Annotated in this window: 24 protein-coding genes; all 24 read right to left on the bottom strand. The window is 46.2% G+C overall.

Going from position 1 to position 25,326, the window contains the following annotated elements; all coding sequences use genetic code 11:
* Positions 1 to 25: 25 nt before the first annotated feature.
* The 24 genes from CXF83_RS09115 to CXF83_RS09000 all read right to left on the bottom strand — a co-directional run bounded on the left by CXF83_RS09115 (position 26) and on the right by CXF83_RS09000 (position 24,820).
* Complete coding sequence (locus tag CXF83_RS09115; protein ID WP_101092199.1) at positions 26 to 2,170, bottom strand: chemotaxis protein CheA; 2,145 nt, start codon at positions 2,168 to 2,170, stop codon at positions 26 to 28.
* A gap of 13 nt (positions 2,171 to 2,183) precedes the next feature.
* A complete protein-coding gene (locus CXF83_RS09110) occupies positions 2,184 to 2,921 on the bottom strand; it encodes a protein phosphatase CheZ (RefSeq protein ID WP_101092200.1) in 738 nt (245 codons plus the stop codon).
* Positions 2,922 to 2,934: 13 nt separating this feature from the next.
* A complete protein-coding gene (gene cheY, locus CXF83_RS09105) occupies positions 2,935 to 3,318 on the bottom strand; it encodes a chemotaxis response regulator CheY (RefSeq protein ID WP_101092201.1) in 384 nt (127 codons plus the stop codon).
* A 40-nt stretch (positions 3,319 to 3,358) separates the two neighbouring features.
* Complete coding sequence (locus CXF83_RS09100; RefSeq protein WP_101092202.1) at positions 3,359 to 4,078, bottom strand: RNA polymerase sigma factor FliA; 720 nt, start codon at positions 4,076 to 4,078, stop codon at positions 3,359 to 3,361.
* A complete protein-coding gene (locus CXF83_RS09095) occupies positions 4,071 to 4,952 on the bottom strand; it encodes a MinD/ParA family protein (RefSeq protein WP_101092310.1) in 882 nt (293 codons plus the stop codon). The genes CXF83_RS09100 and CXF83_RS09095 overlap by 8 nt, the downstream gene beginning before the upstream one ends.
* 4 nt (positions 4,953 to 4,956) lie before the next feature.
* On the bottom strand, positions 4,957 to 6,357 hold the full coding sequence (flhF, locus tag CXF83_RS09090; RefSeq protein WP_101092203.1) for a flagellar biosynthesis protein FlhF: 1,401 nt from the start codon (positions 6,355 to 6,357) through the stop codon (positions 4,957 to 4,959).
* An 11-nt stretch (positions 6,358 to 6,368) separates the two neighbouring features.
* Positions 6,369 to 8,468 carry a flagellar biosynthesis protein FlhA gene (gene flhA, locus CXF83_RS09085; RefSeq protein ID WP_101092204.1) on the bottom strand — a complete coding sequence of 700 codons (2,100 nt, stop codon included), beginning with the start codon at positions 8,466 to 8,468 and terminating at the stop codon, positions 6,369 to 6,371.
* 189 nt (positions 8,469 to 8,657) lie between these two features.
* On the bottom strand, positions 8,658 to 9,791 hold the full coding sequence (gene flhB / locus CXF83_RS09080) for a flagellar biosynthesis protein FlhB (RefSeq protein ID WP_101092205.1): 1,134 nt from the start codon (positions 9,789 to 9,791) through the stop codon (positions 8,658 to 8,660).
* Between the two features lie 105 nt (positions 9,792 to 9,896).
* Positions 9,897 to 10,697: a flagellar biosynthetic protein FliR gene (gene fliR, locus CXF83_RS09075; RefSeq protein WP_101092206.1), complete on the bottom strand. Its 801-nt coding sequence runs from the start codon at positions 10,695 to 10,697 to the stop codon at positions 9,897 to 9,899.
* Between the two features lie 67 nt (positions 10,698 to 10,764).
* The gene (locus CXF83_RS09070) at positions 10,765 to 11,034 is read right to left on the bottom strand and encodes a flagellar biosynthetic protein FliQ (protein WP_101092207.1); all 270 of its coding nucleotides are present in this window, start codon (positions 11,032 to 11,034) and stop codon (positions 10,765 to 10,767) included.
* 96 nt (positions 11,035 to 11,130) lie between these two features.
* The gene (fliP, locus tag CXF83_RS09065) at positions 11,131 to 11,865 is read right to left on the bottom strand and encodes a flagellar type III secretion system pore protein FliP (protein ID WP_374702323.1); all 735 of its coding nucleotides are present in this window, start codon (positions 11,863 to 11,865) and stop codon (positions 11,131 to 11,133) included.
* Between the two features lie 11 nt (positions 11,866 to 11,876).
* Positions 11,877 to 12,251 carry a flagellar biosynthetic protein FliO gene (gene fliO / locus CXF83_RS09060; protein WP_101092209.1) on the bottom strand — a complete coding sequence of 125 codons (375 nt, stop codon included), beginning with the start codon at positions 12,249 to 12,251 and terminating at the stop codon, positions 11,877 to 11,879.
* Positions 12,252 to 12,263: 12 nt separating this feature from the next.
* A complete protein-coding gene (gene fliN / locus CXF83_RS09055; RefSeq protein ID WP_101092210.1) occupies positions 12,264 to 12,644 on the bottom strand; it encodes a flagellar motor switch protein FliN in 381 nt (126 codons plus the stop codon).
* Positions 12,645 to 12,656: 12 nt separating this feature from the next.
* The gene (fliM, locus tag CXF83_RS09050; RefSeq protein ID WP_101092211.1) at positions 12,657 to 13,685 is read right to left on the bottom strand and encodes a flagellar motor switch protein FliM; all 1,029 of its coding nucleotides are present in this window, start codon (positions 13,683 to 13,685) and stop codon (positions 12,657 to 12,659) included.
* 53 nt (positions 13,686 to 13,738) lie between these two features.
* Positions 13,739 to 14,251: a flagellar basal body-associated protein FliL gene (gene fliL, locus CXF83_RS09045; protein ID WP_101092212.1), complete on the bottom strand. Its 513-nt coding sequence runs from the start codon at positions 14,249 to 14,251 to the stop codon at positions 13,739 to 13,741.
* A gap of 95 nt (positions 14,252 to 14,346) precedes the next feature.
* The gene (locus tag CXF83_RS09040) at positions 14,347 to 15,864 is read right to left on the bottom strand and encodes a flagellar hook-length control protein FliK (protein ID WP_101092213.1); all 1,518 of its coding nucleotides are present in this window, start codon (positions 15,862 to 15,864) and stop codon (positions 14,347 to 14,349) included.
* A 151-nt stretch (positions 15,865 to 16,015) separates the two neighbouring features.
* Positions 16,016 to 16,462, bottom strand: coding sequence for a flagellar export protein FliJ (gene fliJ / locus CXF83_RS09035; RefSeq protein WP_101092214.1), 447 nt, complete (start codon positions 16,460 to 16,462; stop codon positions 16,016 to 16,018).
* 21 nt (positions 16,463 to 16,483) lie between these two features.
* Positions 16,484 to 17,824, bottom strand: a complete 1,341-nt coding sequence (gene fliI, locus CXF83_RS09030; RefSeq protein WP_101092215.1) for a flagellar protein export ATPase FliI — start codon at positions 17,822 to 17,824, stop codon at positions 16,484 to 16,486.
* Positions 17,793 to 18,734 (bottom strand): flagellar assembly protein FliH, encoded by a 942-nt coding sequence (gene fliH / locus CXF83_RS09025; protein ID WP_101092216.1) that lies wholly within the window; start codon positions 18,732 to 18,734, stop codon positions 17,793 to 17,795. The genes fliI and fliH overlap by 32 nt, the downstream gene beginning before the upstream one ends.
* Positions 18,734 to 19,789: a flagellar motor switch protein FliG gene (gene fliG / locus CXF83_RS09020; protein ID WP_101092217.1), complete on the bottom strand. Its 1,056-nt coding sequence runs from the start codon at positions 19,787 to 19,789 to the stop codon at positions 18,734 to 18,736. Before fliG ends, fliH begins: the two co-directional genes overlap by 1 nt.
* On the bottom strand, positions 19,779 to 21,476 hold the full coding sequence (gene fliF, locus CXF83_RS09015; protein WP_101092218.1) for a flagellar basal-body MS-ring/collar protein FliF: 1,698 nt from the start codon (positions 21,474 to 21,476) through the stop codon (positions 19,779 to 19,781). Before fliF ends, fliG begins: the two co-directional genes overlap by 11 nt.
* 38 nt (positions 21,477 to 21,514) lie before the next feature.
* Positions 21,515 to 21,847: a flagellar hook-basal body complex protein FliE gene (gene fliE, locus CXF83_RS09010; protein WP_101092219.1), complete on the bottom strand. Its 333-nt coding sequence runs from the start codon at positions 21,845 to 21,847 to the stop codon at positions 21,515 to 21,517.
* Positions 21,848 to 22,383: 536 nt separating this feature from the next.
* The gene (locus tag CXF83_RS09005) at positions 22,384 to 23,736 is read right to left on the bottom strand and encodes a sigma-54-dependent transcriptional regulator (RefSeq protein WP_101092220.1); all 1,353 of its coding nucleotides are present in this window, start codon (positions 23,734 to 23,736) and stop codon (positions 22,384 to 22,386) included.
* 4 nt (positions 23,737 to 23,740) lie between these two features.
* A complete protein-coding gene (locus tag CXF83_RS09000) occupies positions 23,741 to 24,820 on the bottom strand; it encodes a sensor histidine kinase (RefSeq protein ID WP_101092221.1) in 1,080 nt (359 codons plus the stop codon).
* Positions 24,821 to 25,326 lie beyond the last annotated feature (506 nt).

Here is a 25,326-nt window from a genome sequence, read left to right as displayed (position 1 = left end):
TTCTGCTTATTCCCTTATTGAAACGCTAGCTTTTATTGCGAGCGTAGTGCTTTAGTAGTCCTGGAACGTCCAAAATCAGCGCGATACCACCGTCGGAGGTTATTGTTGCCCCCGCCATTCCCGGCGTACCATGTAACAAGGTGCCCAGTGGTTTAATGACCACCTCTTCTTGTCCTATTAATCCATCAACTACAAACCCTATTTGCATCGTTCCCAACTGCACTATCACCACGTGTCCATGTTGTTTGTCACCATGGACTAACGTTGAGCGACTGTGAGCAAGCCAATGCTCTAAATAAAACAGCGGTACTGCTTTATTACGCACGATAACCGTTAATTGGCCATCAACTACATTGGTTTTAGTGAGATCTAAGTGGAATATTTCACTCACGCTAGACAGGGGTAATGCAAATACTTGTTCGGCAACTTCAACCATAAGCGTGGGCATAATAGCCAAGGTGAGCGGCACTTTAATCTCTAAACGTGTCCCTTTACCTTTGAGCGAGTCGATGTAAACCGTACCGTTCAATTGAGTAATACGAGTTTTAACAACGTCCATGCCAACGCCACGACCGGATATGTCCGAGACTTCTACTTTAGTAGAGAAACCGGGGGCAAAAATCAGATTATAAGCTTCTTCGTCAGTCATTCGCGCTGCGGCATCCGCGTCAAGCACACCGCGGCTAATGGCGATATCTTTAAGCTTTTGCGGATCCATTCCCGCGCCATCATCCTCAATTTTCAGTAGGATATGGTCGCCTTCTTGGCTAGCAGAGAGCGTAATAGTGCCTGATCGAGGTTTGCCGCTTGCCTCACGTTCATCTGGCATTTCAATACCATGATCAACGGAGTTTCTGACCAAATGCACTAACGGATCAGCTAACGCTTCAACTAAGTTTTTATCAAGGTCGGTATCTTCACCCACCATAATAAGGTCAATTTCTTTATTGAGGGTACGAGCCAAGTCTCTCACCACACGAGGAAAACGGCCAAAGACTTTCTTAATCGGTTGCATACGCGTTTTCATTACCGCGCCTTGCAAGTCAGCGGTAACCAAATCTAGGTTTGCCAGTGCCTTCGACATCTCTTCGTCATCACGGGAGACTCCAAGGCTCAGCAAGCGATTACGAACCAGTACTAACTCACCGACCATGTTCATTATCTGATCAAGTCTTGAAGTATCGACGCGTACCGTCGTTTCTGCTTGCGGGGTATTAGCCGCAGGCTTAGCTTTGGCTTGAACCACGGGTTTTGGTGCTGGAGCGACCACAGCTGCTTGTTGTGATGTGGTAATGGCTTGCACTACGGGCGCAGAACTTGCTTGTGATGCTTGAGTGACTTCAGTCACCGCTCCTGGACTACTGCCAGCACCATGAAGTTCATCAAGTAAGCGTTCAAACTCATCGTCGCTGATTTCATCAGAATCCACAACGTGCGCGGGTTCTGCTACAACGGCTGGCGCTGAGGGGGCTTTAAACTGACCCGAGCCATGCAATTCATCGAGTAACGATTCAAACTCGTCGTCGGTGATGTCACTAGTACTTGCGCTCGCTACATTAACGCTATCAGCCGCGGCATTCGCGCTAGGGCTATTACCATTGCCATGCAAAGCATCGAGCAAAGCTTCAAATTCAGCGTCGTTGATGTCGTCAATACTGCCGCCACTGGTAATGTCTACTGCCGCTGTAATAGGGGCAACTACGGTTTCGATAATCGTTGCTTCTTCAACATCAGCAGTTGTTTGATCCGCTTGAGCATCCGCTAACTCTGAAGGCAATAATTGCCCTGCACTGAGTGTTTTAAGCTGCGCTAACAAGTTCGGATCCGCTGGAGACTGAGGCTGATCCGCCTGAGTTTCAGCAAACATAGTATTGATGGCATCGACGGCTTGTAAAATAACGTCCATTAAATTAGCACTGACTTGTCGCTTGCCAGTACGCAATAAATCGAAGGTATTTTCAGCTTCATGGCAAACATCTACCATTGGAGTCAAACTGAGGAAACCTGCACCACCTTTTACCGTGTGGAACCCTCTAAAAATGGCATTGAGCAGATCGGTATCGTCAGGGTTATTTTCTAACGTGACTAGTTGTTCTTGTAGAAGCTCTAAAATCTCACCGGCTTCGATCAAAAAGTCCTGCAGTATCTCTTCATCAACATCAAAGGACATTATTTTGACTCCTTTAAAAACCTAAGCTCGAAAGCAGATCGTCAACTTCATCTTGACCCGTCACAACATCCTGACGTTTTTCTGCATTCATAATAGGACCTTCAGCTTCAACATCGAGCAAGGGTGTACTTTCTGCAATTGACGCAGGTTGCTCACCAAAGACGGTTAACATAGAAACCAAGCTACTTTCCACTTCTCTGACGAGTTCAATTACACGACGGATCATTTGGCCAGTTAGGTCTTGGAAGTCTTGTGCTAGTAGTATTTGATTAAGCAGTTCTCTGACTCGACTTGCGTCCGATTCACTTCTATCGACAAATTGTTGAATATCATGGCACAGAGCTTTAAATTCATTTAATGGCAGTTCACGGCGCATGAGTTTGTCCCATGCTGGTTTCACTGCCTGAATATTATCACTTAATGCATTTGCTAAAGGTAAACACTCTTCAACCGCATCCATGGTCTTATTAGCCGCTTGCTCTGTCATCTCGATGACATAGGTCAAACGCTCTTTGGCATCTGGAATTTCGGTATTCGCTAGCTCTACCAAGCGGTTGTCCACTTGAAAGTCTACGATAGCACTGTGAAGTTGGCGCGTTAAACGACCCACTTCATCGAAGAGTTCTTTTTGAATAGGTGAAGCTATTTCTCTCACCAATTCATCGGCTTGTGCTTGCTCGCCATCACGAAGTAACGCGACGAGACTCTCAGCTTGCTCGAGAGTAATGAGCCCTGAAGTATATTGCTGCATTGCTCATCCTTGCTTAACCTAAGCGCTCAAAAATCTTCTCTAATTTTTCTTTTAGCGTTGCTGCAGTAAAGGGTTTAACTACATACCCATTTACCCCAGCTTGCGCGGCTGCAATAATCTGCTCGCGTTTAGCTTCCGCTGTCACCATCAGTACTGGAAGGTGCTTTAAGTTATCATCAGCACGAATCGCCTTTAATAAGTCAATACCTTGCATTCCAGGCATGTTCCAGTCGGTGACGACAAAATCGAAATCACCCTTCTGTAACATAGGTAAGGCTGTCGAACCGTCATCTGCTTCTTGGGTATTATTAAATCCCAAGTCTCGCAACAAGTTCTTGATGATACGTCTCATTGTTGAAAAATCATCAACAACAAGAATCTTCATATTCTTGTTCAAGGTTTCCTCCGCGGAGCTTATTTTTTATGTTCGTTTATTGTTATGTTTGCGTCCAGTGCTTGAGTTTACCTTTGAGTCTTAGCATCGCCTGACTATGGATCTGGCTAACTCTAGACTCACTGACCTCAAGAATGGCCCCAATCTCTTTTAAATTTAATGCTTCATCGTAATACAATGACAATACCAGCGCATCTCGTTCTGGTAATAGCTTTATCCCCGCCACTAATGCTGAATGAAATTCAACTTTAGCTAACGACTCATAGGCTACATCATCTTGGTTATCGTCGTGGTTAACCACATCAACGGCAACGCCTAAATCTTCTATCCCGACCACTTTACCCACAGACACATCATTCAAAATTCTGTAGTAATCTTCGAGCGGCATCTCTAGTCGCTCGGCGATTTCGGGATCACGTGCATCACGCCCAAGTTCTTGGCCTAATTCATCAATCACTTGTGCAACGCGACGTTGATTACGATGTACCGATCTAGGTACCCAATCGCCGCGTCTTATTTCATCTAACATAGAGCCACGAATTCTGATCCCGGCAAAGGTTTCAAATTTCGCGCCTTTACTACCATCAAACTTCGATGAAGCCTCTAACAGCCCCATCATACCCGCTTGCAGTAAATCATCTAACTGCACCGACGCCGGTAAGCGCGCCAATAAATGATGGGCAATTCTTTTTACTAGCGGTGCATACTGTTCAACGATAGAGGTCTTATTATCAAAACGAGTATACGCGGCCGCTTTATTCACCAGACTTATCCTCTTGATAATCAGGACGTTGCACCAATCGTTCAACAAAGAACTCTAAGTGTCCACCTGGTTGAGAAGGTATAGGCCAGCTCAATATTTTATTCGCGAGTCCATGATAAGCAATCGCTGCTGGAGACTTAGGAAACATCTCCACAATCAACTTTTGCTTTCTGACAGACTTACGTAAATTCTCATCGAAAGGTACAGTCGCGACCAACTCAAGGGCAACATCCAGAAATCTGTCTGTTACTTTACTTAACTTGGCGAATAGCTCCATCCCTTCTCGCAAACTCCGCACCATATTGGCGACAATTTTGAAACGGAACACACCGTGTTCGCGGCTCAAAATTTTAATCAATGCATAGGCATCGGTAATCGACGTTGGTTCATCACACACCACAATTAACACATCTTGTGATGCACGAGAAAAACTCAGCACCATGTCGGAAATACCCGCTGCGGTATCCACAATTAAGATGTCAAACTGGGTTTTCATCTCACTAAAGGCACGAATTAAACCCGCATGCTGTGCCTGAGTCAGTTCGACCATAGATTGAGTGCCAGAAGTCGCTGGAATGATCCCAATGCCTTTTGGTCCTCTTAAGATGACATCATCTAATTCGGCATCTCCAGACAAAACATGAGATAAATTTTTATCTGCGCGCAAACCTAGCATCACATCGACGTTCGCTAGACCCAAATCCGCGTCCAAAACCACGACACGTTTGCCCTTTTCTGCTAACGCGACAGCCGTGTTAATTGACACGCTGGTTTTACCAACGCCACCTTTACCACCTGATACGGCGATAACTTTTACTTTTGCATTGTTTGGCTGATTCATCATACGTAAACCGCTTGCTTGATCGGGAGTCATGTTTTTACTCGAATGCATGGGTCATCTCTTGTGACCGTTCACTATTATGTAATGGTTCTAATTGTTCGTTATCTAACACCGCTAATGCTCGATTGGCTAAAGCTAATGTGTCAGCCACTTGCATATCTTCTGGAACGCGTTGTCCATCGGTCACATAACTCAAAGGTAACCCACTTTGGATCAATACACTTAGCGCTGGCGCTAATGACACTGATTCATCTAACTTCGTCAGTACCGCGCCGGAAAGCGGGATACGGGTAAACTGTTTTACAGCATCTTCTAATACGCGACGCTGACCAGTGGCAGACATTACCAGATAACTACGGATAGGTATTCTGCTATTTGCAGTTAAATTATCGAGTTGCTGGAAGAGTCGCAGATCTCGCTGCCCCATGCCTGCGGTATCAATCAAAACCAACTTACGATTTCTAAATTGATACAGAATCTGTTCTAACTCATGAGAATCATGAGCCTGCTTAACTGGACAGCCCATTATTTTGCCATAGGTTGCCAATTGCTCAAAGGCACCAATGCGATAATGGTCCGTGGTAATCAGTCCGACTTGATCTGAGCCATGATGCGCGGCAAATCTGGCCGCCAATTTGGCAATTGTCGTCGTTTTACCCACCCCAGTTGGGCCCACAAATGCCACAACACCACCTTGACGCACAATATCGTCGCCTTGGTTGTCGAGTAAATTCGCTAAACTACGCGGTAAAGAGGCCACTAATTCTGCTGGACTGTAATGTTCACTCAAACTTGACAATTTTTTGGCGATTGCGGGTGAAAACTCAGCTTCAAGCAATTTGCTTTCTAACATTGCGCCGACAGGATCGATACGTTTCTTTTGCTCAGACATTAACGCGCTAACTTGATGAGTCAATAAGCTACGAATTGACGCGAGCTCCTCTTTCATCACGTCCATTTCTGCACTGTTATTTTGCTTTTGAGGACTAAAGCTGTCTGGTGCCCTATTCGGCGTAAATTCTGCCTTAAGCGGTTGCTTAGTTTGCGGAACTTGGGCTTGTAATCCCTTAGCCCATTGCGGCATATCGAGCTCTTCGCTGCGCGTTGCCGATGTTTGCTGGCTCATGCGGCTTTGCTGACGTTCAAGCAGGGCTTGCAGTGAATCGGGAGCCAGCGCTGGCTTAATGCGCGTTTCCGTCTTTATATTCGCCCGCGAACCTAAGGTCACTTTTTCATCGCTAAGGTCGGTAAATGCTGCAGGAGACGGCGCTGCTGCAGGGATCTGTGGTTTTGGATCGTCGTAATCTACCGCCGCGACAATTTCAATGCCGCCAGTCACTTTCTTATTCGACATGATCACAGCGTCTGAACCCAAAGTTTCTTTAACTTGAGCTAGGGCCGAGCGCATATCTTTTGCAAAAAATCTTTTAATCTTCAATTATTCGCCCTCTACTGCCCAACAGCGGATACGATGCGTATCTGTTTTTCATCAGGTACCTCTTGATAAGAGATCACCCTCAGGTTTGGAATCGTATGCTTAACAAATCTTGATAACGTCGAACGTAGCATGCCAGATGTTAATAATATTGCGGGTTGACCGACCATTTCCTGGCGCTGTGTGGCATCAACCAATGACTTCTGCATACGCTCTGCAAGGCTGGGTTCAATATTAGGACCGTCGCCTCCCGTTGCTTGCATAGACTGATGCAACATCTGTTCCAACTCTGGCGCCAAAGTAATGACAGGGATTTCCAGTTCTGGTCCGCTGATCTCTTGTACGATCATTCTCTTTAACGCAATTCGCACAGCGGCAGTGAGCACTTCGGTGTCAGCGCTCTTAGGCCCATACTCTAACAATGTTTGTACGATGGTCTTCATGTCTCTAATAGACACGCCTTCATTTAATAAGTTTTGCATCACCTTAACCACGGTTCCCAGAGGCATTACATCAGGAATAAAGCCATCAACCAACTTAGGTGCGTTTTTAGCCAACATATCCAGTAGTTGCTGAACCTCTTCATAACCCAATAACTTAGAGGCATTATTGGTAAGCAGCTGGCTGATGTGAGTGGCCACTACCGTGGCAGCGTCTACGACGGTATAGCCTAGGGTCTGTGCATGCTCTCTAAGCTCTGGTGCAATCCATACGGCTTCTAAACCAAAGGCAGGATCTGTGGTTTCAATACCATCGAGCTTGCCAAAAACTTGTCCGGGGTTAATCGCTAGCTCGCAATCATGACGAATTTCGCCTTCACCAGATGAAACCCCCATTAATGAGATCCGATACGCGTTAGGCGACAGGTCTAAATTGTCGCGAATATGTACCGCTGGCACTAAAAAACCTAACTCTTGCGACAACTTTTTACGCACGCCTTTAATTCTGCCAAGTAGTTCGCCGCCCTGGCCTTTGTCTACCAGCGGGATCAAACGATAACCGACCTCAAGACCAATGGTGTCAACGTGTTGAACATCATCCCAGCTTAATTCTTTAGGTTGGGTATCACGCTTTTCAACGGGGCCAGTTTTCGCCAACTCCAATGCTCGCTCGCGGTCAGTCTCTTTCTTTTTCTTAATTAAGTAAGCTGAGGCGCCAGCAACAATAGCAAGCGATATAAACACCAAATGCGGCATGCCTGGCACGATACCCATTACAAACATAACCGCTGCGGCAATGGCAAGCGCTTTGGGGCTGTCAAACATCTGGCTCATCATCATTTCGCCCATATCGCCCGATTCATTTTGGCGAGTCACCATTAAGGCGGCGGCAATTGACAACAAAAGACCAGGGATCTGAGCGACGAGACCATCACCAATGGTGAGTAGCGTATAAATTTCGATAGCATCGGAAAAACTAAGCCCGTGCTGCGCCATACCGATGACAAAACCGCCAAGAATATTAATCACTAAAATCATTATTCCTGCAATCGCATCACCTTTTACAAATTTTGACGCACCGTCCATCGCACCATAGAAATCGGCTTCACGGGTCACTTCTGCACGTCTGACACGGGCTTCCTCTTGGCTTAACAGCCCGGCATTGAGGTCAGCATCAATGGCCATCTGCTTACCCGGCATGGCATCTAGCGTAAAGCGAGCACTAACTTCAGAGATACGGCCAGCACCTTTGGTCACTACCGCGAAGTTGATGATAATTAGAATTAAAAACACCACTAGACCCACGGCATAGTTACCGCCAATCACCACAGAGCCAAAGGCTTCAATGACTTTACCTGCGGCATCACCACCATTGTGGCCTTCAAGTAATACCACTCGGGTAGAGGCAACGTTAAGTGCGAGTCGAAGTAAGGTTGCGATCAGCAAGACTGTCGGGAATGCGGCAAAATCAAGTGGACGGTCACTATAAATAGCAACAAGCAACACCACTAAGGCAAGTGCTATGTTAAACGCAAACAGAATATCCAGCAGAAAAGCAGGCATGGGTAACGTGATCATAGCCAATGCGGCTAAAACCAATATAGGGGTACCCAATCCTTTAAAATGTGCGGGCTTTAATTGCTTTAATTGCCCTAGTCTTGCCTTAAGTTCCATTCACCCTGAGTCCAATCTTTGACGCTTGTTAGCTGTATTGCAAAATTAGTACCAATATTAACAAGATCAATCTGCTCACACCATAGAGCGGCGCACACTATAACCTGAAACGAATAACCAAAGAATGGACAACCAAACAACTGACTGTTTATTATACAATTTATAACTGAGAAATGTGAGTTATAGCCGCTAGTGCTTCAACTCATCAGGAATAGGCTGTTTTGTGGGGACGGCATTAGGGCGACGCCCTTTACCTTTTTGGAATTGCCGGAGCTGAAATACATACGCAAGCACCTGAGCAACCGCGGTAAATAGACCTTCCGGGATCTCTTGATCTATTTTAGTCGTATGGTAGATAGCACGCGCTAATGGCGCTGCAGTGACAATAGCAACATTATGCTCTCGGGCTATTTCGCGGATCTTAAATGCCACTTCATCGACCCCTTTAGCCACCACAAAAGGGGCTGTCGATTTAGTCGCATCATATTTAACCGCAACCGCGTAATGTTCGGGATTAACCACAATAACATCGGCATTGGGCACTTCGCCCATCATACGGCGCTGAGCCATCTCTTGTTGTAACTGGCGAATACGTCCCTTAACTTCCGGCTTACCTTCGGTATCTTTATATTCGTCTTTCACTTCTTGCTTGGTCATCTTCAGCTCTTTGCTGTGATTCCAAATTTGGTAGGGAACATCAATGGCAACAATTAAGAATGTTGATGCGCACAGTAAGATGAAAATCCATGAGACGAGATCAAGCGCGTGATAAATATTGCCGGGCAAGTGATCTTGCGACAGCATCAAAATATCATTCAGATAAATATTAAGGACTAAATAAGCCGTTATTGCCACAACGGAGAACTTCGCGATACCTTTAGTCAACTCCACCACAGCTTGCACACCGAACATGCGCTTTAAGCCTTTAGCAGGATTCATTTTACTGGATTTTGGCATGCACGCTTTACCAGAGAAAGACATGCCACCAAGTGCGATGTTGCCCACGAAAGCTATCAGGGCGAGAAATGCAATAAAACCCAACAACGGCGACACTAACTCGTTACCGACCATGCTCCAGATATTCATCATCTGCCGCGTGTCAAAAATCTCTTCACGGGTCATAGTCAAGAGGTTAATCATGATATTACTCATCGCCTTGGCAATGCTCGGCCCAGTCATAACCAAGCCAACGGAGGCTGCAATGAGAACCGCTGAAGTGCCTAAGTCTTTAGAGCGTGCAACCTGCCCTTTGTCTTTGGCCTGTTGCAACTTCCTGGCGGTTGCTTCCTCTGTTTTTTCTTGGCTGCTGTCGTTCTCAGCCATTGTGACTGACCAGAGTGTTATCTTTGAAGCGACAAGGCTTCAAAGTGCAAGGTCGCCAGCCATTAAGGCTTAATCCCTGTATAAGTCCCGCTATTAATACAGCCATTAATTGATTGTGCCTTCTGAATTACACTGCAGCTCTAGTACATTACACAGCAAAATCTGCGTTTCACGCCAAACCTCATCAAAGTGAGCCATGATAGGCGTCAATGTAAGCCATAGAATAAACAGGCCGCTTACCATGGTGACCGGGAAACCAATAGAAAAAATGTTTAATTGCGGTGATGCACGGGTCATGACACCAAATGAGAGGTTGATGGTGAGCAGTGCGACAATAGCTGACAGCGACATCGTGAGCGCCGCGCCAAACATGTAACCGACAAATTCAGTGAACAGCCGATAACTGGCTAAGCTGAGGCCGTTCATCGACACTGGAATGGAGTCAAAACTGGCAACAACCATTTTAATTAAGACAAGGTGCCCATCTACGGCCAGAAATATCAGAGTGGTCAGCAGCAGGAAGAAGTTAGCCACTACGGGGGTCTGTTGACCTGAGCTGGGATCGATCATCGAAGCAAAACCCAAACTGGTTTGCATACCGATGATTTGCCCTGTTAACACAAAGGTCTGCATCAACAATAAAGAGCCAAAGCCCATTGATACACCAATAATGATCTGCTGGAACGTGACAAAAACAGCACTTAATGAAAACAGGTCAATGTTTGGCATTGGAGGTAAAACAGGCACAACGGCAGCGGTAACGGCCAGTGACAGCATTAATCTCACTCGCGAGGGCGTGGTATTGGCGCCGAAAACAGCCATCACCATAAACATACTGGATATGCGTGTTAGTGGCCACATGTAACCGGCAATTCCGCCCATAATAGTATCGAGTAAAATATCCATAGCTACAACACTACGCCTAAATGCCTATTAAGCATCGGAATAACATGTTGTCGTATAGTAGGCATGATTAGCCTATGACCTGCGGGATCATATTCACCATCTGCAAAAAGAACTCCATCATGGTTTGCACCAGCAAATGGCCCATGAACATCAAGCCAAATAACGTCGTCAGTAGACGAGGTAAGAAACTCAATGTTTGTTCGTTAATTGAGGTCGCCGCCTGAAAAACGGCAACAACCAAACCCACAATCAATCCTGGTACAATAATCATCGATACCATGGTGACAATCACGGTAAGGGCTTCTCGAAAGATATCAATCAGGGCTTCTGGAGTCATAAGCTACCTTCAATAAACAAGCGAGAAACTATGGCTGCTAATGTTTCATGGCAGATATCTACAATATTAATGAGCGCCTCTGGGGTCATAGCCTACCTATAATCCGAAACTATTCGCTAACGTACCCATGACTAAGCTCCAGCCATCAACCAATACGAACAGCATGATTTTAAACGGCAAAGAGACAATCATCGGCGACAACATCATCATACCCATTGCCATCAAAATACTGGCCACCACCAAATCTAATACCAAGAATGGCACGAATAACATAAAACCAATTTGGAATGCGGTCTTCAGCTCACTGGTGATAAAGGCAGGAATAATCACGCTCATTGGCGCATCTTCAGGCTCGTTAATATTTTGATAACCTGATATTTCAATAAAGGTATCTAAATCAGTTAAGCGAACCTGCGCTAACATAAAGTCTTTTAACGGCCCTTTACCTGTATTGAACGCCTGATCGATTGGCATTCCCTGTTCAATATAGGGCAATACTGCTTGATCATAAATTTTATCGAACACCGGCGACATAATAAAAAATGTCATAAACATACTGATGCCGATTAGAATTTGATTCGACGGTGCCTGTTGTAGACCAATCGCTTGTCGCAAAATAGATAAGACAACAATAATACGAGTGAATGAAGTCAACATAATGACCGCTGCAGGAATAAAGCTTAACGCTGTCATCAACAGCAAAATCTGCATTGTCACCGAATATTGGGTCGAGCCATCAGCCCCTGTTGACACCGTTACGGCAGGTAAAATCCCCGTTGCAGCAAGGGCCGTCGGTGAGAGCAAAGACAGCGCCAGCCCAACAAACAACATATTCCATTTTATCATTGTGACGACTTCACTTGACGTAATCGATCCGCAAAGGAGACTTTAGGCTGCTCAACTGGCGTGGTGAGTTTATCGACCAAATTGACTTGATGAGGTGTGACGCCGAGCAGATATTGCTGGCCATCGACTTCAACTAACACTAGTTTTTCTTTTTGGCCCAGCGGCGTAACGGCGATGGTTTTTAGCACCCCTTGGTTACTAGGCACTAGATTCAGTCGCTTCACCATATAAGCTAAGGCAAAAATCAGCAATAAAACAACAATTAGGCCTCCCACCATACTGGCAAGCGTAGCAACACTTGAGGGCGCTGCCGATTTCTCTGCTGTAGCGGCAACGCTAGCAAGACTTGCTAATACCATCTGAAAACTCATTACTCATCCTTTCTATTTAAGCTTTTTAATGCGCTCAGTTTGGCTAATAACGTCGGTTAAACGAATACCAAACTTGTCATTGACCACAACCACCTCACCGTGGGCGATTAACGTACCATTGACCATGACATCCAATGGCTCGCCAGCGATACGGTCTAATTCAACCACCGAGCCTTGGTTTAACTGCAGCAAATTACGAATATTGATAAAACTGCGGCCTACTTCCATCGAAATAGTCACCGGAATGTCCATTATCGCATCGAGTTTTGACGCTTCCTCTTGACTGAAATGAGCAGCATCGCTACTAAACTCATCAAGTTCAACTGCTTGTGCTTCTTCAATTGCTTGCTCAGCCATTGCTGCAGCCCAATCATCACCTGTATCTGTACTCATCGACGTATCACCTTATATCTCAGAACGTTCGCGTGGCTTACCTTTATGCGTAACCAACTGCAACTCTGTCTTAGCCGTTTCCGGTCTAGGAATTTTTTCGCAAATCTTTAATGCAAGATTCTCTTTTGTTTTCCCCATCTTACAACGATAAGTGGGAAGATCTTCAACTTTTAAAACAATATATTCAGGCAGTTCAACGGGAATAACATCGCCCGCTTTGAACTCAAGCACTTCACGCAGGGTCAGTTGATGTTCCACCACGGTGGCATCAATACCCACATCTACGTCCATGATCTCATCTCGTAGCGCCTGAGACCAACGCATGTCCGTATCTTGAGTATCACTTTGCACGCCCGCATCGAGTAACTCGCGGATAGGCTCAATCATGGAATACGGCATGGTGATATGAAAATCTCCGCCGCCGCCATCCACTTCGATATGGAATGAACTCACCACCACGACCTCCGTCGGGCTGACGATGTTCGCCATAGCTGGGTTAACTTCAGAGTCGAGATAATCAAACTCAACATCCATTACTGGCGCCCACGCTTCTTTATAATCTTCAAAAATGATTTTTAGCAGCAATTGAACAATACGGCGCTCAGTTGGGGTAAATTCTCGACCTTCAATTTTGGCGTGGAATCGTCCATCACCTCCAAAAAAGTTATCGACCAAGATAAACACCAATCTCGCTTCCATGGTGATCAACGCCGTGCCTTTTAATGGACTAAAGCGCACCATGTTTAAACTGGTCGGTACAAACAGGGTATGAACGTACTCACCAAACTTGAGCATTTGCACACCATTGATCGACACTTCCGCCGCTCGGCGCATCATGTTAAACATGCTAATGCGCAAGTGGCGAGCAAAGCGCTCGTTAACAATCTCAAGCGTTGGCATTCGGCCACGTACAATACGGTCTTGCGAAGAGAAATCATAAGAACGTGCATCAAGCTCGTCGTCCTGAATCATGTCCTCTTCAACGTCATCTACACCGTGTAGTAGCGCATCAATTTCGTCTTGGCTTAATAAATCACTCACGATATTGCCTTTGCCTATATAAAAACGTTTGGTTTACAAAAAGCCGTGCAAACTTACTGCATCACAAAGCCGGTAAATAATACTTTTTCAACCACTTTACGACCAACAATGGGCTGCAAGGTGTTTTGCACATTCAGCAGGGCTAACAAACGCATCTCATCTTTGCCTGCTTGGGTACTGAGTTTTTGCACATCCGCACCACTAAATGTGGTCAGTAGTGCGTCTTCAATCAGTGGAATGTGCTTTTTAATCAATACATCATCGTCCTTACCGCGCACCATCAACTGCACTTTGATTTCAACAAGTCGCGTGCGGCCGTTGCCTGGCAAGTTAAATAAGAACGGTCGTGGCATAGCAGCGTAAAAGGCTTCCCCCTGATTTGCAGTCTCTTCTGCTGCGGTAGGTTGACCCTCCGAGCTCTGTTCAGCATCACCGCTCAATAACATCCATAGCGTCACCGCTATAACAATGAAAAGTGCCACAGCAATACTGCCAAACAAGATTAACTTTTTCTTACTTTTGGGCTCGTCATTAACCTCGAGCTCTAATGATTGTTCTTCTGCCATCTGCTTTCCCTAACTCGAGCATTTATGCCCTTACTTTACAGGTTCAAAGACAACCTATAAAACCAAAATTATAATGTGCGCTATAGGGTACCTGCTTATGCATAATAATCTATACCTGATGCGGCACTAGAAGCTAGATTTGTGCCAACAACTCGATCTTCTGCTGAAATTTCGTCCATTTCAGAGTGACTTTGGCCTTGGCTGTCTCTATCACCTTGGAAAGCTTGTTCATTGCCACCGTTATCTTGAGACACCTGACCATCGGTCAATTGCATACCCTGTTCAGCCAGCATTTCACGTAATCTTGGCATTGCTTGCTCAATTAAATCACGTGTTTGATGTTGTGAGACTTGAAACTGTACTTGGGTAGTATCGCCTTGCACCTGAATGCGTACAATCATGCTGCCAAGCTCCGCCGGATCTAAGCGAATTTCAGCGTGTTGAACACCTTGACTCACCATGGTGATTAATTGCTGCTTCATTACCGGCGAAAATCGCTGGATCATCTCCTGCATCTGTGTGGCTTGGTCCGCATGCTGTTTAAGTGAAAGTTGTATTTGTTGTGGCTCAGCACGGGTTAAACTTTGCTGTATTTGTAAATTATGTGCCTGTAAGCCTGCAGCAGTTTTAATCTCTTCAGTCGATAACGTTGCACTGCCACTGGCGAGATTGGCCTCTAGCCCCATCTGAATGGGCGTTAACCTAACGGAAAGCTCGGCGCCTTTTAACTGCTCTGTCGCGGCAGTCATATTGTTAGCATCGCCCAGCGCAGATTTAGCGCTCACCCCTTTTTCTATCTCAGCTCGTTGCGTTCCGCCCTGCTCTGTAGCTGCTTGCATCGCCGCTTCTTTGCCTAAAATATCTCGACTATCGGCTTTACTCGTTGGGCTTGTCAGTTCATTGCCCGTTTGAACGGCATTGGCGAGTTTAGGATCGTCGTTGACCGCTTGGGCTCTTGCGGCATCGGTTGATGTTGATGTTGATGCTGATGTTGCAGTCAATGGCGCTGATGTGATGGCGTATTGCGATAAAAGCTCACCATCAGCACCCAGTATTTGACTCTGTGCTAATAAATCGTTGAGATCTTGTGCTGGCATATTGCGAAGTGCAACTTCAGAAATACCACTTTGAAAGCTTAACGCTTGCAATATTTCATCAGACATTTCATCGGGTAAGTCAGTGCTCGTATCGGCAGATAAATCCCCCTCTTTAACGCCCTTTTCTTGCGCTATTTGCATATCATCGACTAACGGCAAGGTTTCGCCGTCAGCGGCAACCATCGATTGACTTTCTGCATCGCTGGGGAAGTTATTGGCAAGGTTAATTTGTGCTAGCACTTGGCTAACGTCATCACTCACCTCAGCGTCTTCTGCCTTACCGTTTGACGCTGCTACCGTACTGTTTTGAGTGGTAGCATTTGTTGATGGGGTGTCAGTGTTACCTTGCTCATTTTTGTGCTCTGCATTTGGCGCAGGATCCATTTGGCTGGCTTTTTCTAAGGCTGCTGAGAAATTGTCGCCATCGGCATTAAGTTCAGGCTGACTGTTAGGGCTCACCTTTTTTGCAGCACTGGCATCAGCGCTACTGAGTAATATATTGGTCATCTGCTGCATAACTTCTCCGTCAGCGTTGCCTTAACAAGCACAAAGTGTCTATCTTATTCTGCTATGAGTCTGATATTAGGCGTCAAAATATCGGCTTGATACTTGGCTTTCATTACCATACTTAGCAATTATAATGCCAACAAAAGTGACAGAGGAAAAACTATCGACGGGATTTTTGGTAAAACTGTTGCGATGCAAACTCGTCTACCATTTTTTGTTCTCTACGTTGCTCTGCAAGTTGTGCTGCATCGGCTTTTTTAGCCAGCAATAACTCTACCGCCTTACGTTTTTGTTGTTTCTCTTGCCAATAGCTTTGACGGTGTTGTTGTTGAGTGAGCGCTTCTTGCACCGTGTTAACTTGCTGCACAATGGCGTTATCAATTTGGCGCACAAACTGGTGGAACTGATGGTAATAGCTCGCGCTAATTTGTTTTCCTTGCTGCAGCTCCATCTGTTTCATGTAATCTAAACGATAGTCCTGCAGCGCTTTTAATTGCGTTTGCCTACGCTGCAGCTCTAACTGAGCGGTACGCAGTTGTAGCGATGCTTGCTCTTCCGCATCTTTAGTGAGCTTAAGTACGGTAAGAAGTGGATCCACTTTAGCCATTTTAGTATTTACTCATCAGCGCTAGACATGACATTGTGCACCGAGTTGACTCAACATTAACTCACTACTTTCGAAGGTAATGGTATCTTTCATGGTTTGTCGCAAAAATGCATTCATCGCAGGTTGCAAGCGGATAGCGTTATCGATACGAGGATCGCTTCCCTGAGTGTAAGCACCAATTGAAATCAGATCTTTATTCTGTTGATAAAGCGAATACACCTGCTTAACACGGCGCATAGCTTCTAAATGCGCGGTGCTAATCACCATAGGTGCAACACGGCTAATTGACGCTTCAATATCAATAGCAGGGTAATGCCCTGAATCCGCAAGCGAGCGTGACAACACAATATGGCCATCAAGAATGGCGCGCGATGCATCAGCGATTGGATCTTGCAGATCATCGCCCTCGGTGAGCACGGTGTAAAACGCCGTTATTGAGCCTTGCTTGCCGCCGCCGTTTCCTGCGCGTTCAACAAGTTTGGGGAGTTTAGCAAATACTGAAGGCGGATATCCTTTCGTCGCAGGGGGTTCACCCACCGCTAACGCGATCTCTCGCTGCGCTTGAGCATAACGGGTTAGGCTATCCATCAGTAACAGTACGCTATAACCCATATCACGAAAATACTCGGCAATTCGAGTCGATGTTTCACAAGCACGAAGTCGCATCAGGGGCGAAGTATCAGCAGGCGCTGCCACCACGACTGAGCGGGCACGTCCTTCTGGCCCCAAGATCTCTTCGATGAACTCTTTGACTTCTCGGCCACGCTCGCCCACTAACCCCACCACAATAATGTCAGCGTTAGTGCCTCGCGTCATCATGCCTAACAGCACACTTTTACCCACACCAGAACCGGCAAACAAGCCCATTCGTTGGCCTTTACCGACGGTCAACATCGAGTTGATCGCGCGAACACCAACATCGAGTGGCTCACTTATCGCTCGCCTTGCTAGTGGATTGATTGCGGTTGTATGTGTAGGGGCTTTTTGATCGGTTTGTAGATTGCCTAAACCATCTATTGGTACGCCACTGCCATCGAGCACTCGCCCTAACAATGCCAAACCCACACTCAGGCCAGACTGCTGACCCAATGGCGTCACTTTAGCGCCAGGCAACACACCGTTGAGTTCTTCGATTGGCATCAGGTAAAGTAAATCATCGTCAAAACCAATCACTTCAGCGACTAAATCACCCGTCATGGTTTCGATGGAGCAAAGACTGCCAACCGAAGCCCGACAACCCGTTGCTTCGAGCGTCAAACCCACCACTCGCACGAGTTGCCCGCTGGCTTCTGCTACAAAAGGGTTAATTTTTTTGTGGTGCTGCGCCAGTTTACTGCGCAGTCGGTGTTGGCGTGTTGGCATGTTCACCTTCGGTTACTGGAGGCTGATCTTGTGAGGGCTGTACCGTCGCAGTGGCGACTTCTGCAGCCGCTGCGGTTTGACTGCTCAGACGCTGGTTAAGTAACGCCTCTTCTTGTTGCTCTTTGCGCTGCAACAGATCTTGTTGGCTTTTCTCTAGTTCAAAAAATACATGCTGAATACGCGTATCCACGGTCATATCAATATGGCTACGGAGACTATGGATGATGCAATCACCTGCCGATAAACTGGGGTCGGCTTCAATGTCCCATCGGTTGCGTTCCAATTGCGCAGCAGTGTATAAATCGGTGACTAAAGATTCATCGTCTGGTGACAATCGAATATTCACTTTCTGCTCTTTGATCGGCAGTGAGTCAACGCCTTGACGCAGCGCGCTCAAAATATGCTCAGGATGCGTTTTAAGCTCATGACCAATCACCGCTTTAGCCAAGCTCATTGATGTCGACAACAGCTCTTTTTCAATTTCAGTATCTAATATACTCAGCGGCTGTTCAAATTGGGTGAGTAATGCTTCGAATCTTTGTAGTATCTCAGCAGATGCCTGCAGACCCGCTTCATAACCTTGCTCTTGTCCCTGCTCAAAACCTTCAGTATGGCCTTGCTCCAGTCCCTCTAAGCGGCCCTTTTCAAGCCCTTCGGCATGGCCATTTTCTTGACCCTGTACAAAGCCTTCTTGCTCGGCGTGAGCACGGATATCTTCAATTTCGGTCAGCGTTGGCGGTAAAATCGCTTCAATTTCGGTCTCATTGTCTACGTCAACATGCAAGCCATGTCGACCAAACATATTCAGCGATGAGCTATCAATCTCTTCTGTAATATCGGGAAGGTCCCAATGACCAAACTCATCAGTGGTATTGACGGTTACCCCTTTGGGCTCTTTAGGATCAGCCATTATAAGAACTCTTCACCACTGCCGCCACCGAGCATCAACTCACCACTTTCACTCAGACGTCGTGCAATTGATAAAATCTCTTTTTGAGCAACTTCCACTTCACTAATTCGAATTGGACCCATCGCCTCTAAATCATCACGCAGCAGTTCAGCGGCACGTTTAGACATGTTACTCAGTAACTTCTCTTTGAGTTGATCATCTGTGCCTTTTAGCGCCTTCATCAACACATCTTGCTGCACTTCTCTAAGCAATACCTGAATGCCCATATCGTCCACATCGCTTAGGTTTTCAAAGACAAACATTAAGTCTTGGATCTGCTGTGCCATCTCTTCATCAGACTCGCGCATGGTTTCCATCAAGTGACTTTCAACGCCAGTATCGAGGTAGTTCATAATGTTAGCAGCCGCTTTCAGGCCACCCATCTTGGCGGCTTGTGCGCCACCTTGGCCAGCAAACTGTTTCTCCATAATATCGTTAAGCTCTTGCAGCGCGGCAGGTTGCACCTCTTCGAGGTTGGCAATACGCATCATTAAGTCTAAACGAGTATTTTCTGGGAACTGGGCAAAAATTTCTGCCGCTTGGTCGGGCTCAAGATAAGACAACACAATCGTTTGAATTTGTGGGTGCTCATTTTGGATAATGGTCGCGACTTGACGCGCGTCCATCCACTTAAGTGAATCGAGACCTTTAGCCCCACTGCCCATAATAATCTGTTCGATAAGATTGCCGGCTTTATCTTCGCCAAGCGCAGCAGTAAGCGCCTTACGCACAAACTCTTCACTGTTAAAACCGATAGAAGAGTACTTTTGGATGTCATCCAAGAATAGCTTATGCACGCCAATGACTTTCTCTTGTCCAAAATCTTGCATGGCTGCCATTGCCATACCCACCTTTTGTACCTGCTTAGGCTCAAGGTGTTTCAAAATAGAAGCTGCATCACTTTCACTTAGGCTCAGGAGCAATATGGCCGTTTTTTCAACACCCGTTAAATCTTGAGCTTTAAAACCTGCAGCAGGCGCAACGGTTTTGCCCTCTACACCAATATTATTTGTCATCTTCTAATAACCAATTTTTCACGACTTGAGTCGATAGTTCAGGTTCATTCGCGACAATGGCGCGGATGGCTTTAATCATGTCATCATCTTTATGCAGATCGGGGATTAAAATCGACCCATCATCGGCATAACTGTATTCAGCTTCGGGTCGCTCGAGCATGCCTAATGTGTCTGCGGCATACTGATCTTCAATCTCAGCAAGCTCATCACCCACCTTTGGCTCGTCAAGCATTTTGGCGCTATCAGGGTAAACAATACGTTTAAGCATCGGGCTGATAACAAACACCACAATAACCAGCGCAACTAAAGTACCCAAGCCCAACTTCACTCCACGCCAGAACCAAGGTTGTTCCCAAACTTCAACTGCTGGAGCATCTTCAATGAGTTGGTCCATAAACGGTACGGTAACCACTTCAATCATGTCGCCACGTTGAGTATTAAACCCTACAGCACCTTCAAGCAAGCGACGAATGTTAGCCAATTCTTGCTCGGTGCGTGGCACTCTGGTCACACTGCCGTCTTCGGCAACTGGGGCGTTTTTAAAATCAACGGCAACCGACACACTCACACGTCTTAACGTGCCTACTTGTTGGCGGGTATGGCTAATCGTTTCATTGAGTTCATAGTTTCTGGTGGCTTCTTTATGGTTGCTACCAGATCTAACCGAGGTCGATTCGCTAGCAACTTCTTGTGGGATATCCGCGTTCATTGGCGGTTGGTTAGACAGCGCCCCTGGAATACCGCCACTGGTGTTACCATTTGAATTATTTTCCACCACCATTTCACTGCGCAGTGCGGGTAAATCGGGGTTGTAGCGCTTAGCGGTTTGTTCTACGGCGGTAAAGTCCATGCTAACGTCCACTTGAGAAGTAAAGTTCTCAGGCCCCAAGATTGGCATCAAAATAGACTCAACCTTGTTACGATACTCAGACTCTTTTTGCTGAACAATTTCGAGTTCGCGGCGCGCAATAGCCGATACGCCATCTTGACTGCCGGAATTAAGCAAGCGACCGTTTGCGTCTGTCACAGTGACTTTATTCGGTTCTAAGTTGTGTACCGCTGACGCCACAATATCGACAATAGAGTCGACCTCTTCTTGGCCAAGGCCGCCACGTCGGGTACTCACTACCACTGTCGCACTCGGCTTTGAGCGATTGCGAGCAAATACGTTTTCTTTTGGTAAGGCTAAGATAACTTTAGCGCGGCTAACACTTTTTAACTCTTCGATGGTTCTTGCAAGGTTTTGTTCTTGGCTATGTTTAAGGCGGGCTTGTTCCATTCGCTGGCTCACGCCAAACCCACTGTCTTTACTTAAATAGTCGTCATTTGTAGCGGCTTGATCTAAACCTGCGCGGCTTAGCATCATCTTCACATCTTGATATTTGTCTTCTGGGATCTTAACCACATCACCTTGGATCTGGTATGGGATTTTATTCTTATCAAGTTCATCGAGTACTTGTACCATCTCCTGGGTATTCATTTGCCCCAAAGGACGATATTCAGGCTCTTGCGCCCAAATCATCACAAAAACAGCCAATGCCAAACAGATCGCTAATGCCAAGATCATGGTCACTTGGCGTAACATATCGATATTACCAATAGAGCCCATCACACCAGATTTATGTTCCTCTTGAACGCCACCTGATTGTCCACTGGTTGCGACATTTGAACCTGTTCCTACGACCATTTCTGTACTCACAATTGCTACCTGCTGTTAGTTTAGGCCTAAACAGGCATACTCATAATGTCTTTATAAGCTTGTACCAGCTTATTTCTTACTTGCACTGTTGCCTCAAAAGCAACGCTAGATTTCTCACGCGCAATCACGGTATCAGATAATGTCACTGTGGTGTCGCCCATATCAAGGCGAGTGGCCAAATTACCTGCATTCGATTGAAGTTCGCTCACATTTCCAACAGCTTGAGAAAGAAGTTGCCCAAAATCAGCGCCAGAAGTGTTATTCACTTGGCGAGCAATACCTGTTTGGATCCCAGGTGAGCCAATTTGGCCGTTAAGTGACTGCATCTCTTGCAGTAAAGAATTAGCGCCGATTTGCATTACTATCTCCCAATGTCGTTTTCTTGACGAAAAACTTATATTGAACTAGATAAAGCAGTAATCGTGCCAGTATTTAAATTAACGGTGAAAAACGGATAGAGCTAAGACGGGACAAGCAAAGACGGACGCTTCGCTTACGGGAAAAGCAGGAAAAGCAGGAAAAGCAGGAAAAGCTTAAAACAAAAAGCAGCCAAGATTCAAACGAAATACCTCTAGGTATCCAACAAAGTTCTTCATCTCTGCTTAAATCGTCTCAGCTCGAACCATCTCAGCACTACCCGACTTTAAATCGGCTCTTAACCGATTCTCATCGTCTCAGCTTGAACCGTCTCAGCCCTATCCGGCTTCTATCCGGCTCTTAACCGATTCTCATCGTCTCAGCTTGAACCGTCTCAGCCCTATCCGGCTTCTATCCGGCTTCAAACCGGCTCTTAACCGATTCTCATCGTCTCAGCCCTATCCGGCTTCAAACCGGCTTCTATCCGGCTCTTAACCAGCTCTTAACCGATTCTCACCGTCTCTGCTTGAACCCGCTATTAAGCCGGTATTTGAATCCCGGAGTCGCGCATTTTGGCCATTTTATAACGTAAAGTTCGAGCACTGATCCCCAGTTTTTCGGCGACGGCTTTACGGCTGCCATTACACTGAGTCAAGGTTTCTAGAATTATCACATGTTCTTGTGCTTTAAGTTCAGTCCCTAAACCGTCAAGCTCAGTGGGCTTTTCCTCTTCGACAGGAAATGACTCTGCGTTAAGTGAAATATCGCAATTATCGATAATAATATCAGCGAGGGTTATTTCGTTAGAAATATTTAAAATCAGCGCACGTTGTACCACATTGTCGAGTTCGCGCACATTGCCTGGCCAACGATGAGTTAACAACCTCCGCGACGCACATTCAGCCAATACCGGTACTTCGGTTTTATTCATCGCTAAAGAGTGACGATTAATAAGGTGTCTTGCTAAGGGTAAAATATCCGCGGGACGTTGATTTAGCGCTGGCCAAGTTAGCGGAAAGACATTGATCCGATAATAAAGATCTTCTCTAAACTCTCCCGATGCCGCCAACGCTTTTAAATCACGGTTTGAGGTCGCCAATACTCGTACGTCTAGCTTAATGGTCTTACGGCCACCGAGTCGCTCCACTTCACGCTCTTGCAGCACTCGCAGTAACTTAGCTTGCAAGCCCACTTCCATCTCTGAAATTTCATCAAGCAGTAGCGTGCCGCCTTGTGCTTGCTCAAATTTACCTGGGCAGGCTTGATAAGCCCCCGTAAACGCACCTTTTTCATAACCAAAAAGCGTTGCTTCAAGCATGTTCTCAGGAATTGCGGCGCAGTTTATCGCGACAAAAGCCCCTGTAGAGCGATTGCTGTGCTGATGAATATAACGCGCCAAGACCTCTTTACCACTGCCACTTGGGCCCATGATCATCACTGATGCATCTGATGCTGCCACTCGCTGAGCCAGAGATAGCAGGGCTAAACTCTTTTCGTCTGCGACAACGGGTGTGCCCTCTGTCGATTTAGCGGGCAAGTATCTTGATACTTGGTTAAGCAGCACTTCGGGTGAAAAAGGTTTAGCCAGATAATCGACGGCGCCTAACTTCATCGCATTGACCGCGTTATCAATCGTTGCGTAAGCCGTCATCAATAACATGGGCACTTTAGGGTGATTATGCTGCAGGTAATTAAGCAAGCCTAAGCCGCCAATCCCTTCCATTTGCACATCGCTTATCACCATATCAAATGAGTCACTTTTTAATGCCAAAATGCCGGCTTCAGCCGATTCAACATCGACGCATTCATATTGCGCTAGCATCAGCGTGTCTAATAGAGCTTCTCGTAATGAAGCATCATCTTCAACTAACAGTAATTTACCTTCAGACATGCCCTTAAGCTCCTACGACTGATTCAGTGATATTGGCTTTAGCCACTAAAGGGAATTTAAGCGAGGCGGTACAGCCTTCACCAACATGACAACTCAACTGCATCATGCCACCATGATTATTCACCACTGATTGCACCACTGCCAACCCAAGCCCCGTGCCTTGTGGCTTAGTGGTAAAGAAGGGTTCAAGCACTTGTTGCTGCATATCGGCATCTAACCCTTTACCGTTATCGATCACATCAACATGCAGTGCTGTGGCCGTATCGTAGGCCTTTATCTCTATCTTGGTCGCGCCAGCTTCAATGCTGTTCACCACCAGATTATTTATCGCAGAACTTAACGCTGAGTCATTTGCGCGAATGCCCTGTGTCGAATGATTGATAAAATCCAGCTGGCAGCCTTTTTGCGCCGAGATCGGTTGGCAGTTATTCAATACGCTATCAATCACCTCTTCAATAGAGACAATCACGTCCAGCTCCTGCTTGCGGCCTTTTGCCATTAGCAGCATATCGTTAACTTGGTGCTCTAACTCGTTGAGTCTATCGACCAGCTTTCCCTGAAAGCGCTTTCTTGCGGTATCGGAAATTTTAGGGTTGGCAAGATTAGAGGCATACAACAAGGCGGCACTCAATGGCGTACGCACTTGGTGTGCCAGTGTAGCCACCATTTTGCCTAATGCTGACAACCTTTGTAGATGTGACAAATTCTTTTGCAATAAACGTGTTTCAGTCAAATCAGTTAACACGATAAGCTGACCTGGTTCTGGCGTTAATGGCGTAATTGCCAGTTTAACGCGGCGCCCATTACGCAGTGACACTTCATGACCATCATCATCTTTAGGTGAGAAAGCCTGATTGATCACTTTAAACCAGCGTAGCCCTTCTAATGGACCGCCAAGCAACTCAATGGCTACCGGATTTGCGTCTGTCACAATACCATCACCATTGATGATCACTACGCCAGATGGCATCGCCTGCAGAATATGATCCATACGATTGGACATATTTGCGGCTTGCTGAACGTCGACCTGTTGTGGACGATAGCTTGTTAGTGCATCAAATTGTGGCTGAGGGACTGCGGACATTATAACTCCGTCAAAAAAACTGCATTTGATGGGGTGAAGCAGGTTTTGTGCCAACTTGGAAAGGAACGAGGAAAGCAGAATAAAGCTAAGACGAAACAAGCTAAGACGAACGGCCTTCGGCCTTACGGTTAAAAAACGAATAGAACTAAGACGGAACAAGCAAAGACGGACGCTTCGCTTACTGTAAAGCGGGGAGAAAGCTAAGACGAACGCTTCGCTTACGAGAACAGCAGGAAAAGATTAAAGCAAAAAAACAAAAAAAGCCAGAAGCTATGCTTCTGGCTTTCTAATTTTAAATCGGTGCATACAATTAGCGTGGCTTTAATCGTCTTGGCTTCACTGTCGCTTGTACCATCTCTGCACTATCCGGCTTTAAACCGGCTCTTAACCGATTATCACCATCTCAGCACTATCCAGCTCTAAACCGGCTCTTAACCGATTATCACCATCTCAGCACTATCCAGCTTTAAATCGGCTCTTAACTGATTTCCACCATCTCAGCACTA

This window comes from Shewanella sp. Choline-02u-19 (assembly GCF_002836205.1).
Taxonomy (GTDB): domain Bacteria; phylum Pseudomonadota; class Gammaproteobacteria; order Enterobacterales; family Shewanellaceae; genus Shewanella.
Note: the sequence above shows the minus strand (reverse complement) of the source record. Positions and strands in the feature narration are given on the sequence as shown.